The sequence below is a fragment of the Marinospirillum insulare DSM 21763 genome (assembly GCF_000686905.1).
Classification (GTDB): Bacteria; Pseudomonadota; Gammaproteobacteria; order Pseudomonadales; family Halomonadaceae; genus Marinospirillum; species Marinospirillum insulare.
Window position 1 is genome coordinate 204,897 of the sequence record NZ_JMLW01000001.1, and the last position, 17,279, is coordinate 222,175.

The following is a 17,279-nucleotide window of genomic DNA, read 5'->3' on the forward strand; positions in this document are numbered from 1 at the left end:
AGAAGGTTTAAACCATTTTACATCAGTGTTAAATTGAATACTTTTGATTCTTTATGGAAGATTAAGTTATAAATAATTTTTTGAGGGCGCAAGGGTGATTGATGAGGATGGGTACCGCCCGAATGTTGGAATTATAATCACAAATAGTGATGGTCAGCTGCTTTGGGCAAGGCGCTGTGGGCAGGATGCTTGGCAATTCCCTCAGGGTGGTATTAAACATGATGAAACCCCTGAGCAGGCACTCTATCGTGAGCTAAAAGAAGAGATAGGTTTGTGCCCTGATCAGGTAGAGCTCCTAGGCTCTACACGCGGTTGGCTACGCTACCGTTTACCTAAGCGTATGGTGCGCCGCAATAGTAAACCTTTATGTATTGGCCAAAAGCAAAAGTGGTTTTTGTTACAAATACGTTGTGCTGATTCACAAGTATGTTTTGATTGCTCTGTTAAGCCAGAGTTTGATAGCTGGCGCTGGGTTAGTTATTGGTATCCGCTAGGACAGGTGGTGCCGTTTAAGCGAGATGTTTATCGCCGAGCTCTTTTAGAGTTAGGCCCTAGAATTCATAGGATGCTACGTGAAAACTCATGATTGACACACCAACCACCCTAAATATGTTAGATGTACTGCGCAAAATTGTGCAGGAAGTTAGCACAGCTAGAGATTTACACACGGCACTTTCCATTGTTGTGCGTAGGGTGCGTAAGGCAATGAATACTGATGTTTGCTCAGTTTATTTAATGGACTCACGCCAAGAGCGTTATGTACTAATGAATACGTTGGGTTTAAATGCTGCTGCTGTAGGTGTTGCCAGCTTAGCACCTTCAGAAGGTTTGGTTGGTTATGTGGGGCAGCGAGAAGAACCTATAAATTTAGACGATGCACCCCTGCATCCACGTTTTCGATATTTGCCAGAAACAGGTGAAGAGCGCTACCACAGTTTTTTAGGTGTGCCCATTATTCATCAGCGCCGAGCGATGGGTGTTTTGGTAGTACAGCAAATAGAAAGACGAAAATTTGATGAAGGTGAAGAAGCTTTTTTAGTCACTATTGCTGCACAATTGGCCGCTGTGCTTGCTCATGCGCAGTTAATTGGTAGTTTAAAAATTACCCCTGGCCAGCACCAAGAAATGTTGCGCTTTGAAGGTTTGCCAGCTTCACCCGGTGCAGCTATAGGTAAAGCTCGCGTTATTATGCCGCCAGCCGACTTAGATAGTGTGCCTGATCGTGAGTGTGAAGATATAGACGAAGAAAAGGTCATTTTTTTAGCCGCGCTAAAAGCTGTAAGAGATGATATTCGCGCGGTAGGTTTAAAACTAGCCAATCGCGTTAGTGCGCAAGAACAAGCCCTGTTTGATGCCTATATTCAAATGCTAGATGAAGACTCACTGGGTGCTGAGGTTTTAAAGCATATAGAAGAAGGACAGTGGGCTCAGGGTGCTTTAGCCTTTGTTGTTAAGCGGCATGTTAAATACCTAGAAAAAGTTGAAGATTCCTATTTGCGAGAGCGAGCTGCCGATATACGTGATTTAGGTCGTCGCGTTTTATCTTACTTGCAGGCTGGTGGTGAAGCACCGCGTGAATATGAAGACAACACACTTTTAGTGGGTGAAGAGTTATCTCCTGCCCTGTTGGGTGAAGTACCCAAAGAAAAACTGGCGGGTTTAATTACTGTTAAAGGTTCAAGTAATTCACACTTGGCCATTCTTGCTCGTGCTATGGGTATTCCTGTAGTCATGGGTTTAACAGATCTGCCCTTTGCCCAACTAGAAGGCCAGCTGCTAGTTCTTGATGGTTATCGTGGGCAGGTAATAACCCACCCAGATGAATTGTTGCGCCGTCAGTATGAAGAATTTATAGAAGAAGATAGAGCCTTATCTGAAGCGCTAGAGGCTGAAGCAGGCCTACCCTGTATTACTCGAGATGGGCATCGAGTTCCTTTGCTTTTAAACACAGGCCTAGCAGCAGACCATGCTAGAGCCTTAGCTTATGGTGCTGAGGGTGTTGGCCTGTATCGTACTGAAGTGCAGTTTATGATGGCTGATCGCTTTCCTAGTGAGTTAGAACAGGTCAACTTATATAGGCAACAGTTATCAGCTTTTGCACCACGCGAAGTTATTATGCGAACTTTAGATATAGGAGGCGATAAACCTCTTCCCTATTTTCCTATTGAAGAAGATAACCCGTGTTTAGGTTGGCGTGGAATACGTTTTACTCTTGATCACCCAGAAATATTTTTAACCCAAGTTCGCGCTATGCTTAGGGCAAGTGAAGGATTAGATAATTTGCGTATTTTATTGCCGATGATTTCTTCAGTACGTGAAGTAGAAGAAGCGCGTGCTTTAATTCGTCGAGCTTGGGTGGAGTTGCGTCAAAATGAGGGATTGCGAATAGCTAAGCCATTAGTGGGTGCAATGATTGAAGTACCTGCGGCTATTTTTCAAATACGTGCGCTTTCTGAGCGGGTAGATTATCTATCAGTCGGTAGCAATGATTTAACCCAATACATGCTAGCGGTAGATAGGGATAATCCTAGGGTGGCAAGGTTGTATAGTGGCTATCACCCTTCTGTATTGCAAGTGTTAGCAAAAATTGCTGCAGACTCCCATGCTGCACGTTTACCCGTTAGTATCTGTGGTGAGTTAGCGGGTGATCCTGCTGGCGCTGTTTTACTCTTGGGTATGGGTTACCAAAACCTTTCGATGAACCTGGCTAGCTTGCCAAGGGTTAAAGCGGCGATTCGTCGTGTAACTATTAGTCAGGCAAGAGAGTTGTTAGCAAGGGTGTTAAAGTGCGCCAGTACCGACCAAGTAGTGGGGCACTTAAGCGTATTTATGGGTGAGCTAGGCTTAGGTTGGCTGTCAGGGCCTAAGAGCTAAAACACTACTAGCAATTAAGCTAGTAGTGTTTTAAACGATACAAAAGTTAGCTGAGCTGCTTAGAAAAATATTAAGTAGATAAGCAACGCATAAATTAGGTACTGGCTTGCATAGTAAAGAAAAGGACTAAACTTTTTAAGCTTTTTACCCAGCATACGTAGCTTCTGAACACTAGCAAACATCTTGTTTAGCAAGCCTACTTTATCCCCTTCCGTATTTTTAGTTGCCGAAGCTGCTAGCACAACACGTGAAAAAACAGTATTTAGCCAGTCTACAGGTAAAAAATTCACAGGGCGTTTCACATCTAGAAAGAAAATAATTCGGTTTTCCTCAGTGTTATTAGCTGCATAATGAATGTAAGTTTCGTCAAACATCACCGCCTCGCCATCACGCCAAGAATACTTTTCTCCATCTACATCAATGTAGCACTCATCTGAGTTAGGAGTAGCCAAACCTAGGTGGTAACGAATTGAACCAGCATAAGGGTCGCGGTGATTTACTAGCCTTCCACCAGGAGGTAGCATCGTAAACATAGCACCCTTGATTTCTGGTACTGAGTTAATGAGCTCTATAGTGCGCGGGCAAAGTCGTTGTGCAGAAGGCAGGTTGGCTCCATACCATTTTAGGTAAAAGCGTTTCCAACCTGCTTTAAAGAAAGAATTAAAACCTAAGTCATCTAGCTCATCCGATGCTTTAATGTGCGTTTCTTTATGCAGAGCTAAAGCCTCATCACGAATTTCTTCCCAGTGTTCTTCAAATATTTTTAATTGTGGAAATAGCTTGGTATCAAAATAAGGCTGATTACCTACTTTTGAAAAAGCGTAAAAAAGACAATTAATGGGTGCCAGCAGGTTAGAATGATCAGTTATTTTGCGTGACAGCTTATTATGGTGAACCTTGCCACGTTTTTGCACATAAATGGCGCATAGAATAAATATAAAAAGAATACAAAGACCCATAGTAGGGCGTTCTCCCATAAGGTTTAGGTGAGTAGGGTTAAATGCGGACTATCTTAACAAAACTAAATATTAGCTACTACTGTAATAAGAGTTAAGTTAAGGGTGGGAAGCTAAACGCTTATCAGCTTGAAAAGTATCTTTATTATAAATGTCGTCGCGCCAGTGCAAGCGGCCTGCTTTATCTGTCCAGGCTGTCCAATACATTAGGTAAACAGCTACTTTAGGCCTTACTTGTAAATAGCGTTCTTCACCTAGTTGATAAGCTTCATTAATTGCCTCTTCTGACCAGTTTTTACTGTGTTTAAGTAAAGCTAGAACGAGTTGATCCGCATCCTCTAAACGTACGCAGCCAGAACTAATATCGCGGTTATCCTGATTGAATGCTTGGCGGTAAGGAGTGTCATGTAGGTAAATTGCTTGTTGGTTCGAGAGGCGGAACTTAACCTTACCTAGCTGATTGTACCTCCCCGTTTTCTGCACTATGCGGTAACTAGATTTTTCATCTTGGAAGTCACTTTCTGAAACATCATCTAAAGATACGAAACGAGAGGGGGTATGCCAGCCATCCACTAGAGCGTAGTCTCGAGAGCTAAGGTAGTGAGGGTTTTGTAAGGCCCGTGGAAAAATACGCTGTTTGGCAATGCTGTCAGGCACATTCCAAAGCGGATTTAATACCAGCGAAGTGAGCCACTGGTTCATAATAGGAGTGCGCAAACCATCACGCCCTATAATAATTTTCATATCTAATTTAACCTGCTGATCTTCAATAAAAGCTAGGCGTTGATCAGCCATATTAATCATTAAATTACGTTTGTTGGGTGTTTTAGGTAGGTGGTGTAGGCGACGTAAATTATGGGCTAATACCCTCATTCTTTCTTGAGGGGTTAGGTTGAGCTTGTGGCGCGTAACCTTGTTGGTGGTACCAGTCACTTTTAGGTTATGCCTAAGCTGAAAATTCTTCAGTGCTTGTTCTAGTGGCAGATCAAACAAAGGCTGCTGGTCAGCTGTAGGAAAATAATTTTCTAGCTGGTTGAGGTCGCCCTGATGTTTAAGCTGTACAGCAAGCCTAGTTACTTCTGGCGAGCGTGAACCCTGTTTAAGGTAGTCATTTATCTGAGGCCAATCACCTAAGGCAGCCATTTTCTCTAACTGCGTAAAAGCTTTTCGCCAAGGTAGGTAATAATAACTAGCAGGTTGAGTTTCCTGGATACGTGCAACGGCCCATACGCTAGGTTGCTGTCCCTTTAGTTGCTGTAACCAATAAGGGAAAACATCAACTAAACGCTTTCTAACCACTTCGTCTGGCCAATTGTCCCAACGCTCATAAGCATTAGTTACACCATGATCTTGGTCTAAATCAAATTGAGTCCAGTAACCTTGCAGTAGGTCATCTTGGTAACTTAAGAAAAGGTCTGTAATAAGCAGGTCTGTAGCTTGGCGGTGTCTGGGTAAACCTGTATTAACAGGCTGTTTAAGCAGTTCGGCAAGTTGCTTGTAGAGCTTAAGCCTTGGGTGGGGGTCTAGTGCTAGCCAAGGCTTGAGGTCGCTAAGGAGTAAACGAGCAGCCGTATTGGGTTGGCCTGTTGTATCGAACCAAAAATTATTAAACTCAGACTGTTGGTAGAGTTTAGCAAGGTAATCAAGATGGGTTAATTCTTGTTGTGGATAGTAGGTTGCTAAGGTTGAATTAACCCAGTTAGTTAGGGTTGTATGGCTTGCCTGAGAACTAAGGGTTTTAGGTTGGCTAGGGGTTGATGATTTAGAAATAGAAGCACAAGCAGGTAAAAAACTTAAAAGTAACAGCAAACAACAGGCAAAAAAAACTTTCTGATAAAGTCCTTTTTTAAGTGGGTAGGCTAGTTGTCCAATTAAAATACTCTTCATTGCCTAGCTTCGTATGGGTTGAGTGGTTTCTTTCATGTAAATGCCAAGTGTTATCTGCTGTTAACCATAAAAGCGTTGAAGTCCGTGTTCCATAGTTTTCACCCTTAATAAAAATAGGCGATAAAAGACGCTCTAAATTTAAGCCAACCTGGGTATTAGGTAAATCTGCATCTGCGGCTTGAGTTTGATCTGCAAGTGTATCAAAAAGCTGACGAGGATGGCTATTATCTGTGGCTTGCCATGCTTCTATTGCTTGCTTTAAGCGCTGAGTTTTAGGCCAGTCGGTGTTTAGGGTGGCATTGCTAAGTAAATATAAGCCCGGATCTAGCTGCCTTGGCTTTTCTGCAAGTCGGTTAGAAAAGTACCAAGCCTGGTTTGCATCACCCCATAATAAGTTAAAACCTGCAAACTGATGCTGGTTTTCTTCTAACCAGTTGGGTAGCTCGTTTAAGGGTTGCTTTAGTGCTTCTAGTACAAGTTCACCACGCGACACTTTGCCAGCGGCTAGGTCTTTTCCATTTCTAAAGTTTGTTAAAGTAGCCCAGCGGCCTTGTTGACTTGCAAGTAACCAGCTACCACCTGCTTCTAAATCTTTGCCACCTAAAATATTGGGTTGTTCAGGCCAAAAACAAGCAGGGCGAGTTGGGCGCTGGTAGGCTTCATCACGGTTAGCAGCAATTAAAAAAGGGTAGCGTTGGTCTTGTTTCCAAGAAAGAGCAAGTAGGCACATAGTTGGTTCCAGCAGGACAAAGGGTTATTTTGAAGCTAGTGTTGCTATACTCGTGTTTTTCACTGTGCTAGACAAGGGGCTTTCTTTGCCTGCTCTTGAATTATCATCTAATACACATCAAAAGCTATCAAAAAGCCGCTGGCTAAGCTTGCTAGTGCCTATGGCAGCTATAGGTACGGTTTTGTTTGCACTAATAGGTTTGCTAATGAATCTTAGTTTTCATGCCATTGAAAACATGGCTGAAAAAGAGGTTGAAGAGCGAATGCTAGATTCAATAAGCCAAATGACTCAGCAGCTTACAAGTGAGCTAAAGCAGGTAGAGCGCTTAGGCGGTTTGTTAGCTGAGCAAAGCGTCAGGCTATTCAATCCTGTCAATAAAAGTAAGCAAGTGACACTGGGTGGTTCTCTAAAAAAGAGTGAGGCAGGTTTGGTTTATGATCAAGGCAGTCATCAGCCATTTATTTTTATAGCATCCAAAAATCAGCAAGATGAAAACTTGCTAGAAGAAAAGCTACACAAGCTGACTAGCATTTCCCCTTTACTAAAAAATATTTACTCTAGTCACAATATCATTAGTAGGGTTTATATTAGTAGTTCAGAAGCTGAAACCCTTATCTATCCTTACCCTACCCTAACTGGCTTGTTTCCTCTTTCAGCTAGCATCAGAGGATTGGAATATTATAAATTATCGAAAGAAGCGTATGTTTCTGAGTACCCTGCTATTTGGCAAGTTGATAAGAATAAAGACCTTAGAAAAAGTGGAACACTTACCTTTATTAATCCATTAGTTAACCAGGGTGAGTTGTCTGGGGTAGGTGGTATAGAGGTTTCATTCGAATTATTAGGGCAGTATCTAGCCAAGATGAATGTCCCTTGGGGTGGGTATAGTTTGCTGATGGACTCTGAAGGCAAGCTAATGGTGCTGCCTTATCAGGCAGTCAATGATTGGCAAAATATCAATGCTAGCGACCTAGTCAGCCAGCTTGACCCTTTACATTTAGATGCGTCGGGTCTGGTTGTTCTTAATGTTAATGAAAAAAAATTACTCTTAAGTTGGTCTAGTCTAACGCCCTTAGGCTGGAAGTTACTCAATGTTGCTGATTTAAATAAAGTGTACAAAGTAAAAAACCAGCTAACCAAAGACTATAGGCTAATGCTCTATCTAGTGGGCACTTTTTTGATTTTAATGTTTGTTTTGCTTCTCTATTTTGTAGTGCGCCGAGACAAGCAGTTTGAACTGCTTGATGTAAAGGAGCCAATAACAAAGGCTTCTACTCTTTCCCCCACTCATCCAGAGTTAAGTAAGAATACTAACGTAGTAACAGACTTGGTTTCGCTTATTAAAGGGCCTTTAATAATATGCCAGTTCGACCAAGCAGGTTTGATTTTAGCTTGTAACTCAGCATTTGAGCACCTTGCTGGTAGCACTCAAAATAATTTGAAGGGCCAGCATTTATTTAACTTGCTTGCTATAGAAGAAAGCACGCTTAGCGGGTCTAAAATGACAGAAGTAGAGCTGTCTGTAGCTCAGCAAGATAAAACTTGCTACTGGGGCAGCTTGCACTTAACACCTGATGGGCAAGGCTTGTTACTTTTGCTTGATATTAGTGAAAGCAAGCAAATGCAGCAGCAGCTAAAAGGTGATCGTCAAAGGGCTCGCTTAGCTGCGAAAATGAAGGCGGAGTTTTTTCAGGTTGCAGTAAGCGATGCTAATGAGCTGCTATTAGAGTTGCTACAAAATGCACGTGGTTTTGATGACAGTTTAACTAGCTATTGCCAAGCTAAATTAATTGAAATGCAGCATCTGCTAGACAGTATGCGCGATATGTCAGATGCAGGCGAGTTAAACCAGCAAGACTTGTCTGAAGACACTCTAGTTCTTAGCTCACTAGTGAATGACTGTTATACCGCTAGTGAAGGCGCTTTAGCTAATAGTGGTCGCCGCTTATTAATTGAGTATGGCAGTAATATACCTGAGCTTTTAATCGTTGATAGGCGACGTTTATTTCGCTTAATGCGTCACTTATTACGTCAGATGATTCAGCTTTCGGGAAAAGGAGATATTCATCTATGGATAGGTTGGAACACTTTAGGTCGATTGCAATTAAAAATTCAAGATCAAGGTGGCGGCCTAGCTGAAAGTGAGCGCTTGCAACGTTTTCAACTAGCTACACCTTTAAGTAGTGGCTATGAAGCAACTAGAAGTGCATTAGGGTTGGGTCAATTATTAACTCGTCAACTAGTGCATGAGATGCAAGGCAGCCTTGATGTAGAAGTGCTTAAAGCAGGTGGACTACAAATACAGGTTGAGTTGCCTGCCAAGCTAAGTGAAAAACCACCCGCTTCTTTAGGAAGCCGTATTCTTGTTGTCGATGATGGACCTGTAAACGCTATGCTGGCTTCAAGTGTTTTAGAAAAATCTGGCTACCAGGTTGATGTGGCAGCAAGCGGTGCTGAAGCGCTAGTTTTGGGTCTTAAGCATCAGTATGATTTGGTTCTGATGGATATTTTTATGCCGGAAATGGACGGCATAGAAACCACACGGCAATGGCGCTTACTCAGTGAAGTGCATGCCAGGGTACCAGTGATTGCTTTAACCGCTAATGCTAGGGAATTAGAATACAAGCGTTTTTTGACTCAAGGGATAGATGATTATCTGGCTAAGCCCTATCGTCCGAGTGAATTACGAGAGCTGGTTCAGCGTTGGATAGAAAAAAAGTGAGGTGATACTTGGTATATTTAACCTATTTAGTTTTAGGTGCGGCGGCTGGTTTTTTAGCCGGTTTATTTGGTATAGGCGGCGGACTCATTATAGTTGCTGTGCTGGTAATGGCTTTTACAGCCTTGGGGTTTTCTCCCGACGTACTGGTACACCTAGCGGTGGGAACCTCTTTAGCGACTATTATCCCTACCTCGCTTAGCTCAAGCCTTGCGCACCATAAAAAACAGGCTGTTAAATGGGGTTGGGTAAAATTTATTACCCTAGGTTTAGGTGTAGGTGCTCTGATTGGTGCCTGGACAGCTAGCCTACTGAGTGGCTTAGCCTTGCAAGCCATTATTGGTGTGTTTGTAATGCTGGTTTCTATACAAATGGTATTAAAGTTTCAGCCTAAGCCTAAAGAGGGTGAGCCTGCTTCACTTGTTTTAACTACTGCAGGTGGTGTTATAGGTTGGGCATCCACTATTTTTGGGATAGGGGGCGGCACTTTAAGCGTACCTTTTTTAATTTGGTGTAATGCACCTATGCGCCAAGCGGTTGGAACTTCTGCAGCCTTAGGCTTTCCTATTGCACTGTTTGGAACGCTTGGTTATTTGTGGGCTGGCTGGCAGCATTCAAGCTTGCCTGAGTTAGCAACGGGTTATATTTACTGGCCTGCATTGATAGGCATAAGTTTAGCTAGTGTTCCCTTTGCTCGGGTGGGTGCTAAATTAGCTCACTTTTTACCAGAGTTACTACTGAAACGTCTTTTTGCTTTGTTGTTATTTTTAGTGGGCTTAAAGCTTCTACTTTTTTAATTTTGCTCCTTTAGGAATTGATGAATTATGTTGACCTACCCAGCCATAAATCCAGTTGCCATAAGCCTTGGCCCACTTCAGGTGCATTGGTATGGGCTTACTTATTTAGTTGGCTTTGCTCTAGCTTGGTGGCTAGCTAGACAAAGAGCACATCGTATTGGCTTAACTAAAGAGCAAATAGGCGACCTACTTTTTTATACAGCGCTAGGTGTAATACTGGGTGGACGCTTTGGTTATGCCTTGTTTTATCATTTTGACCGTGTATTAGCCGACCCTCTTTGGTTGTTTAAGGTGTGGGAAGGTGGCATGGCTTTTCATGGTGGCTTTATAGGCGTTGCTCTAGCTGTTTGGTTCTTTGCACGTAAGCATAAAGTTAACTGGATAGAGTTGGGTGACTTTGTTGCGCCCTTTACCCCACTGGGCTTAGGTTTAGGTAGAATCGGTAATTTTATTAATGGTGAACTTTGGGGACGAGTGACTGATTCACCCTGGGGTATGGTTTTTCCAGGCGCAGGATTAGACCCACGTCATCCTTCGCAGCTGTATCAGTTTGCTTTAGAAGGCCTAGTGCTTTTTGCTTTACTTTGGTGGTTTTCAAAACAGCCACGCCCAGCAGGTAGCGTCAGTGGTTTATTCCTAATTGGTTATGGGTTGTTTAGATTCTTGGTTGAGTTTACCCGTGAGCCAGATGCCCATTTAGGTTTGCTCTTGGGTGGTTTGAGTATGGGGCAGCTGCTATCCCTGCCTATGATTATTCTAGGCCTAGGCTTGATGGTCTTCTCTTACCGTAGGGCTGCTAAAGCAAGTTAAATTAGGCATAATAAAAGAATTTTTTGATGGGTTAACTATGAAAGCTTATTTAGATTTAATGCGCCATGTACGTAATCAGGGCACCTATAAGTCTGACCGTACAGGAACAGGTACTTACAGCGTGTTTGGGTATCAAATGCGTTATGACTTAAAGCAGGGCTTTCCCTTAGTGACAACAAAAAAAGTTCACCTGCGCTCAATTATTCATGAGTTACTTTGGTTTTTAAAAGGTGACACCAACATTGCTTACTTAAAAGAAAATGGGGTTTCCATTTGGGATGAGTGGGCAGATGAAGAGGGTAACCTAGGGCCTGTTTATGGCTATCAATGGCGTTCTTGGCCAGATAATAAAGGTGGCTCGGTTGACCAAATAGCTAACCTAATTGAACAAATAAAAACCAACCCAGATTCACGCCGATTATTGGTTAGCGCTTGGAACCCAGCTTTGGTTGATGAAATGGCACTGCCACCTTGCCACTGTCTATTTCAGTTTTATGTGGCTGATGGTCATTTATCTTGTCAGCTTTACCAACGTAGTGCTGATACCTTCTTAGGTGTGCCTTTTAACATAGCCAGTTATGCTTTATTAACTCATCTAATTGCACAGGTTTGCGATTTGGAAGTAGGTGACTTTGTGCATACCTTAGGTGATGCACATCTGTATTCTAACCACCTAGAGCAAACTGATTTACAGTTGAGTCGCCAGCCATTTGCTTTACCACAGCTAAAGTTGAACCCAGACATTAAAGACTTATTTGCCTTCACTTTTGATGATATAAGTATTGAAAACTACCAACACCATGATCTTATTAAAGCACCGGTGGCTGTATGACTTTAGCTAATCCACCAACAGAAACACCCATTGCGATTATAGTTGCCGCAGCAAAAAACCGAGTGATAGGCTTTCAAAATGCTATGCCTTGGTACTTGCCAGAAGAGCTAGCCCACTTTAAGCGCACTACCATGGCAAAACCTTTGGTGATGGGTCGCAATACATTTGAATCCATCGGTCGTCCGCTACCAGGGCGAACCAATATAGTGATTAGCCGTAACCCAGAATTTAACCACCCGGGTGTTAAAGTTGCTGCTAGCCTGGCTGAAGCCCTTAAAATTGCAGATGCGCAAGCCATTCTAGATGGCGCTAAAGAAATTATGGTGATCGGTGGCGGACAAATTTATGAGCAGGCTTTTCCCTTAGCAGATATTGTGTATTTAACTGAAGTAGATGCCGAGCCAGAAGGTGATGCTTGGTTTCCAGAAATCAGTTTAGAAGAGTGGTTAGAAACGAGTCGTGATACCTACCCTGCACAGGAAGGTAATCGCTACGCTTATGCTATTCGCTGTTTGCAGCGCAAAACTAAGCTAGGTTGAGTTACTTATGTCAGAAGAGTTAGAACTGGATGTGGATAAACTGCTTGGGCAGTTAGAAAACTATGCAAGCAAGGGGCTAGATGCTCTAGGTAGCGCTAAACAAGAAATAGCAGAGTTAGAAGCGCGTAATGCACAACTGAATGAACGTGTTGCTCAGTTAGAGACAAACCTTGCTAGTCTAGGTGCTCGCTTAACTCAAGCTCTTGAAAATCCGCTAGAGGCAGACCTACTCAGCCGATCTGACTCTTTAATGGTGATGATTAAAGAAACCTTAGGTGTTTCTAAGCCGGGTGAAGCTCAAAAATCAATACCTTCTGCTGCTAGTGAGCTAGATAAACTTAACCCTCAACAACGCCTTCAGCATTGGATAAAAACTTACCCACGTGCCTTTATGCCAGGTCAGCCTCAGCCTTTAAAGATTGGTATACATGAAGAGCTTTTAGCCGTGGAAGGTGGCGATATGAAAAAAATACGCCGTGCCTTAGCTAGCTATGTAAAAGTACCCCGCTACCTGCGCTGCATGAAAACAGGTGCAGTTAGGCTCGACTTAAAAGGTAATAATGCGGGTTTTGTAACCCAGGAAGAAGCTGAGTTTGCATCTGAGCATTTGCAGAAACTGGAAGACAGCAAAAAACAGCGTGATCTACTTAAAAAACAACAAGATAAAGAACGCCAAGAAAACTTAAAGGCTAGCCGTCTGCAAAATAAACTCTCTGCACTTGTAGAAATGAACAAGCGCTAAAGACAATTAAAAGGGCTTAAAAGCATTTAGCTAGAGGCTAGGTCCAAACCTCTAGGTTTTGATTAGCTAGCCCAAGCATTAAGTCAGAACGTGTTACCAAACCCAGCAAAGTGCCTTCAGCATCAACCACAGGCATGGCTCTCACCTTTTGAGCAAGCATCACCCTAGCAATATCCCTAATATCTGTATCCTTACTTGCAGTAACTAGGGGGGCTTTAACTAGCTGAATGGCTTGGGTAGTAGCTAAATCAACACCTTCCTGCTTACTCAACTCACCCACACCTGCGGCTTCTTTTAGGAGTTCACGATCATCCAGTACACCAGCTAAATCACCTGTAGGGTCAATTAAAACCAAGTAGTGAATTTGCTCTTTGCTCATTAAACTCCAAGCCTCATTTAAGCTTGCTGTGGAGGGAAGAGTCAGTACTGGGCTACGCATAACCTGATGGGCGGGTATCGATGGAATTTGCTTCTTTTTACTTTGCTCTACCTCAGCATAGGCTTGCATGGCTCTATTATTCGCTGGCGGGTCTTGGCTAGCATCATCTTCTTGTTGGTCAGGGTAACCCTGAATCCAACTTTGGTCACTGATATCTTGACGGTGTTCTGCCTTGCCGTCTCTATCAACCATGCGACGACTTGCACTCACTGCTTGAGTTTGGCGAATAGCAGGTCGAGCTAGCAGTTGTTCCTTGGGTGTGTGAATGCGTAAACCCTGCTCATAAATAGCAAAAACCATACACTAACTTCCTTAATTGTTTGATAGCAGTTAGCTTTTTAGCATAACCCCAGTCTAAGAGCTAGGCTAGTAGCTGAAGTTGATGAAACAAGTCTATTTGTGCAGTTGCGAGATGAAATTGATTCTAAGTTAATGAATTACTTATAAAAAAATCTTATCGACTAAAACTGGATGACTGGCTAGTCACCTGCTATATTATAAATGGGTATTCACCCAAAGTAGTAGATAAACAGGCAGAGGGAGCCTAAATATGAATATTGAAACCTTACTGGCATTAGCAGAAGAACTGCGATTGCGCGATGCTTGGCAAGAGGCCTTGTATGTTGAGACCGAGCAAGCAGATATTAGGTTGGCCGCTTAGTTAAAGGCCAATTAAAAAATTAAGTTTCCATTAAGAGAAACAAACAAAAAGGCCAGAGTTTAATGCTCTGGCCTTTTCATTGATTGAAGCTTGTTAGCTTAAATACATAATCATAACACCTGCGGCTACTGCAGAACCTATAACACCTGCAACGTTGGGCCCCATAGCATGCATTAATAGGAAGTTTTGAGGATTAGCTTCTAAACCAACTTTATTGGATACACGTGCCGCCATAGGAACAGCAGAAACGCCAGCAGACCCAATTAAAGGGTTAATTGGCATTTTGCTCATTTTGTTCATTAGCTTAGCCATAAGCACACCTGTTGCAGTACCTATGCCAAAGGCAACAATACCTAGCGCTAAAATGCCCAGTGTTTCTACCGTTAAAAACAGATGAGCAACTAACTTAGAACCCACCGCTAAACCAAGGAAGATAGTAGTGATGTTAATTAGTGCATTTTGAGCGGTATCTGACAAACGGTCGACCACGCCGGATTCACGCATTAGGTTACCTAAGCAGAACATACCCAAAAGTGGTGCTGCTGAAGGTAAGAAAAGCGCAACCAATACCAGTACAGCAATCGGGAAAATGATTTTTTCACGCTTGGTTACTGGGCGTAGCTGACTCATCACTATGGCACGTTCAGCTTTAGTGGTTAGTGCACGCATAATGGGTGGCTGAATTAAAGGTACTAATGCCATATAAGAGTAAGCCGCAACGGCAATAGCGCCTAGTAGCTCAGGTGCTAGAATGCTGGCAACGTAAATAGCTGTTGGACCATCTGCACCACCAATAATACCGATAGCTGCTGCTTGATTGATATTGAAGTCAACAATACCTAAAGAAGACAAACCAACGGCACCCAGTACTGTAGCAAAAATGCCAAACTGAGCTGCAGCACCTAAGAAAAGTGTGCGAGGGTTAGCCAACAAGGGACCAAAGTCTGTCATGGCACCCACACCCATAAAGATAATGAGCGGTGCAGCACCTGAAGCGATGGTGACTTGATAAAAGGTGTTCAGCATACCATCGGTGTAACCAGCCACTGCTGCCATGGTTTTAAGCTCCTGCATTATTACAGGGTCTTCTAGGCTTTTAATGGCCGGCAGCAAAATTTCCTGATTAGCTACTTTGCTGGCACCGTCTAGGACTAGGCCTAGCTTGTCAGCATAAGACTGCATTAGGGCTGGCTCAAAAACCGCTAAGGACTGCTCAAAAGCAGAAAGCGCTAAGCCAGCTTCAGGAATGTTTGCTAATAAACCACCAAAGCCAATAGGCAAAAGTAGTAAAGGTTCAAACTTTTTGACTATCGCTAGGTAGAGTAGCGATAGACAAATAGCAATCATAATAAACTGGGGAAGGCTCAGATTATACAGCCCTGACCCTTCCCACAGGAGTAAAATTTTATCCATGAATCAGCTCCGCTTAGAGAGTCAGTAGGGTATCGCCAACTTGCACGGCATCACCTTCACGCACGGCGATATCTCCAACAGTACCCGCCTCAACAGCACGAATTTCTGTTTCCATCTTCATGGCTTCCATAATGATCACCACCTGGTTTGCTTCTACATCTTCACCTGGTTTAACTAAGATTTTGAAGATGTTACCTGCTAGGGGGGCGTCAATGGCTAGACCGGTACTTGTAGCGGGTGTAGCAGGTGCTGCGGCAGGCGCAGGCGCTGTAGCAGAGTCGGTGCTAGCTAGGGCAGTAACATCACCGCCTTCAGCTACTTCAACCACATAAGATTGACCATTAACTTTTACAGTATAAACGCCTGAGTCGTTAGCTGGTGTAGCTGCTTTAGGTGCTGGTGCGCTAGCAGCTTGAGCCGACTCAAGGGTAGGTGCAGGTTCAAAGGCAGAAGCATCGCCACGGTTCTGTAAGAATTTAAGGCCGATTTGAGGAAAGAGAGCGTAGGTTAGCACGTCGTCAATCTCTTGTTCGCCTTTGGCTAGCTGAATACCTTCTTCTTTTGCCTTAGCTTTTACTTCAGCAGCTAGCTTGTCCATTTCGTCTTCTAGCTGGTCAGCAGGACGACAAGTAATGGCTTCAGCACCATCTAAAACACGTGCTTGTAACTCAGCATTATAAGGAGCTGGTGCTGCACCATATTCACCTTTAAGAATGCCTTGAACTTCTTTAGAAATAGACTTGTAGCGCTCACCCATTAAAACGTTAATAACGGCTTGGGTGCCTACAATTTGTGAAGTAGGCGTTACTAAAGGAATAAAGCCTAGGTCTTCACGAACACGAGGGATTTCAGCTAATACTTCATCAAACTTATCGGCTGCACCCTGCTCTTTTAGCTGGCTTTCCATATTGGTCAGCATGCCACCAGGAACCTGAGCAACTAAGATGCGTGAGTCAGTACCTTTTAAAGAGCCTTCAAACTGTGCATATTTTTTACGCACTTCGCGGAAGTAAGCAGCTACCTCCTCTAAGGCTAGAAGGTCTAGGCCTGTATCACGCTCAGTACCGGCCAAAGCAGCTACCACTGTTTCAGTTGCTGAGTGACCATAGGTCATCGACATAGAAGAAATTGCTGTATCAACACGGTCAATGCCCGCTTCAGCAGCTTTCAGAATAGTCATATCTGATAGGCCAGCGGTAGCATGCGCTTGCATTTGAATTTCCAGACCCGTTTGTGCTTTTAAGCGACTCACTAGGTCGAAGGCATCGTAGGGCGTTAAAATACCCGCCATATCCTTAATACAAATAGAGTCTGCGCCTAGGTCTTCTAGTACCTTGGCATAGTCAACCCACATCTGAGTGGTATGTACTGGGCTGGTAGTATAAGAGAGGGTGCCCTGAGCGTGTTTACCACAAGCTTTAACAGCTTTAATGGCGCTCTCTAGGTTACGTGGGTCATTCATGGCATCAAAAATACGGAAAACATCAACACCATTGGTTGCAGCACGTTCAACAAATTTAGCTACCACATCGTCTGCATAGTGGCGGTAGCCTAAAAGATTCTGACCACGCAAAAGCATTTGTTGGGGTGTTTTAGGCATCACCTTTTTAAGTTCGCGAATACGCTCCCAAGGGTCTTCACCTAGGTAACGAATACAGGAATCAAAAGTTGCACCTCCCCAGCTTTCTAAAGACCAAAAGCCTATTTGGTCTAATTTTTCAGCTATAGGTAACATGTCATCTAAGCGCATCCGTGTGGCAAATAGAGATTGGTGAGCGTCACGGAGGACAACATCGGTTATACCGAGCTTTTTCTGGGGTGCAGTCATGGTGATTACCTGTGTAGTCTAAATTAAATTTTTAAGCGTTAAACAGTTTTGC

Annotated in this window: 14 protein-coding genes; 8 read left to right on the forward strand and 6 right to left on the reverse strand. The window is 43.3% G+C overall.

Translation table 11 applies throughout. From position 1 onward, the window contains the following. The first annotated feature begins 94 nt into the window (after window positions 1-94). Both BP27_RS0101055 and ptsP read left to right on the forward strand, forming a co-directional pair. Complete coding sequence (locus BP27_RS0101055; protein WP_027849958.1) at window positions 95-586, forward strand: RNA pyrophosphohydrolase; 492 nt, start codon at window positions 95-97, stop codon at window positions 584-586. Then, on the forward strand, window positions 583-2,874 hold the full coding sequence (ptsP, locus tag BP27_RS0101060) for a phosphoenolpyruvate--protein phosphotransferase (RefSeq protein WP_245597795.1): 2,292 nt from the start codon (window positions 583-585) through the stop codon (window positions 2,872-2,874). The genes BP27_RS0101055 and ptsP overlap by 4 nt, the downstream gene beginning before the upstream one ends. Window positions 2,875-2,933: 59 nt before the next feature. On the opposite strand, the gene BP27_RS0101065 is transcribed toward ptsP, so the two are convergent. The 3 genes from BP27_RS0101065 to BP27_RS14785 form a co-directional block, all read right to left on the reverse strand. After that, a complete protein-coding gene (locus BP27_RS0101065; protein WP_027849960.1) occupies window positions 2,934-3,833 on the reverse strand; it encodes an aspartyl/asparaginyl beta-hydroxylase domain-containing protein in 900 nt (299 codons plus the stop codon). Between the two features lie 96 nt (window positions 3,834-3,929). Further along, on the reverse strand, window positions 3,930-5,717 hold the full coding sequence (locus BP27_RS0101070) for a L,D-transpeptidase family protein (protein WP_027849961.1): 1,788 nt from the start codon (window positions 5,715-5,717) through the stop codon (window positions 3,930-3,932). Continuing rightward, on the reverse strand, window positions 5,677-6,447 hold the full coding sequence (locus BP27_RS14785; RefSeq protein ID WP_051610086.1) for an NRDE family protein: 771 nt from the start codon (window positions 6,445-6,447) through the stop codon (window positions 5,677-5,679). The genes BP27_RS0101070 and BP27_RS14785 overlap by 41 nt, the downstream gene beginning before the upstream one ends. A gap of 85 nt (window positions 6,448-6,532) precedes the next feature. On the opposite strand from BP27_RS14785, the gene BP27_RS0101080 reads away from it, so the two are divergent. Genes BP27_RS0101080 through BP27_RS16605 form a run of 6 tightly spaced genes read left to right on the forward strand, consistent with a single transcriptional unit; the run spans window position 6,533 to window position 12,886 of the window. After that, a complete protein-coding gene (locus BP27_RS0101080; RefSeq protein ID WP_027849962.1) occupies window positions 6,533-9,169 on the forward strand; it encodes a response regulator in 2,637 nt (878 codons plus the stop codon). Window positions 9,170-9,177: 8 nt separating this feature from the next. Further along, the gene (locus BP27_RS0101085) at window positions 9,178-9,963 is read left to right on the forward strand and encodes a sulfite exporter TauE/SafE family protein (protein WP_027849963.1); all 786 of its coding nucleotides are present in this window, start codon (window positions 9,178-9,180) and stop codon (window positions 9,961-9,963) included. 27 nt (window positions 9,964-9,990) lie between these two features. Further along, complete coding sequence (gene lgt, locus BP27_RS0101090; RefSeq protein WP_027849964.1) at window positions 9,991-10,773, forward strand: prolipoprotein diacylglyceryl transferase; 783 nt, start codon at window positions 9,991-9,993, stop codon at window positions 10,771-10,773. A gap of 37 nt (window positions 10,774-10,810) precedes the next feature. Next, window positions 10,811-11,605: a thymidylate synthase gene (locus BP27_RS0101095; protein ID WP_027849965.1), complete on the forward strand. Its 795-nt coding sequence runs from the start codon at window positions 10,811-10,813 to the stop codon at window positions 11,603-11,605. Continuing rightward, a complete protein-coding gene (locus BP27_RS14790) occupies window positions 11,602-12,144 on the forward strand; it encodes a dihydrofolate reductase (RefSeq protein ID WP_051610088.1) in 543 nt (180 codons plus the stop codon). The genes BP27_RS0101095 and BP27_RS14790 overlap by 4 nt, the downstream gene beginning before the upstream one ends. A 7-nt stretch (window positions 12,145-12,151) precedes the next feature. Continuing rightward, on the forward strand, window positions 12,152-12,886 hold the full coding sequence (locus BP27_RS16605) for a ProQ/FINO family protein (RefSeq protein ID WP_051610090.1): 735 nt from the start codon (window positions 12,152-12,154) through the stop codon (window positions 12,884-12,886). Between the two features lie 37 nt (window positions 12,887-12,923). On the opposite strand, the gene BP27_RS0101110 is transcribed toward BP27_RS16605, so the two are convergent. The 3 genes from BP27_RS0101110 to oadA form a co-directional block, all read right to left on the reverse strand. Further along, the gene (locus BP27_RS0101110; RefSeq protein WP_027849966.1) at window positions 12,924-13,625 is read right to left on the reverse strand and encodes a CBS domain-containing protein; all 702 of its coding nucleotides are present in this window, start codon (window positions 13,623-13,625) and stop codon (window positions 12,924-12,926) included. Between the two features lie 454 nt (window positions 13,626-14,079). Then, complete coding sequence (locus tag BP27_RS0101120) at window positions 14,080-15,399, reverse strand: sodium ion-translocating decarboxylase subunit beta (protein WP_027849967.1); 1,320 nt, start codon at window positions 15,397-15,399, stop codon at window positions 14,080-14,082. Between the two features lie 13 nt (window positions 15,400-15,412). Next, complete coding sequence (gene oadA / locus BP27_RS0101125) at window positions 15,413-17,227, reverse strand: sodium-extruding oxaloacetate decarboxylase subunit alpha (RefSeq protein WP_027849968.1); 1,815 nt, start codon at window positions 17,225-17,227, stop codon at window positions 15,413-15,415. Window positions 17,228-17,279: the final 52 nt, after the last annotated feature.

What these genes read in the sequence shown, in the direction of transcription:
- ptsP (WP_245597795.1), top strand. Translation starts at nt 583, where the DNA reads ATGATTGACACACCAACCACCCTAAATATGTTAGATGTACTGCGCAAA.
- BP27_RS0101065 (WP_027849960.1), bottom strand. Translation starts at nt 3,833, where the DNA reads ATGGGTCTTTGTATTCTTTTTATATTTATTCTATGCGCCATTTATGTG.
- BP27_RS0101070 (WP_027849961.1), bottom strand. Translation starts at nt 5,717, where the DNA reads ATGAAGAGTATTTTAATTGGACAACTAGCCTACCCACTTAAAAAAGGA.
- BP27_RS14785 (WP_051610086.1), bottom strand. Translation starts at nt 6,447, where the DNA reads ATGTGCCTACTTGCTCTTTCTTGGAAACAAGACCAACGCTACCCTTTT.
- lgt (WP_027849964.1), top strand. Translation starts at nt 9,991, where the DNA reads ATGTTGACCTACCCAGCCATAAATCCAGTTGCCATAAGCCTTGGCCCA.
- BP27_RS0101095 (WP_027849965.1), top strand. Translation starts at nt 10,811, where the DNA reads ATGAAAGCTTATTTAGATTTAATGCGCCATGTACGTAATCAGGGCACC.
- BP27_RS14790 (WP_051610088.1), top strand. Translation starts at nt 11,602, where the DNA reads ATGACTTTAGCTAATCCACCAACAGAAACACCCATTGCGATTATAGTT.
- BP27_RS16605 (WP_051610090.1), top strand. Translation starts at nt 12,152, where the DNA reads ATGTCAGAAGAGTTAGAACTGGATGTGGATAAACTGCTTGGGCAGTTA.
- BP27_RS0101110 (WP_027849966.1), bottom strand. Translation starts at nt 13,625, where the DNA reads ATGGTTTTTGCTATTTATGAGCAGGGTTTACGCATTCACACACCCAAG.
- BP27_RS0101120 (WP_027849967.1), bottom strand. Translation starts at nt 15,399, where the DNA reads ATGGATAAAATTTTACTCCTGTGGGAAGGGTCAGGGCTGTATAATCTG.
- oadA (WP_027849968.1), bottom strand. Translation starts at nt 17,227, where the DNA reads ATGACTGCACCCCAGAAAAAGCTCGGTATAACCGATGTTGTCCTCCGT.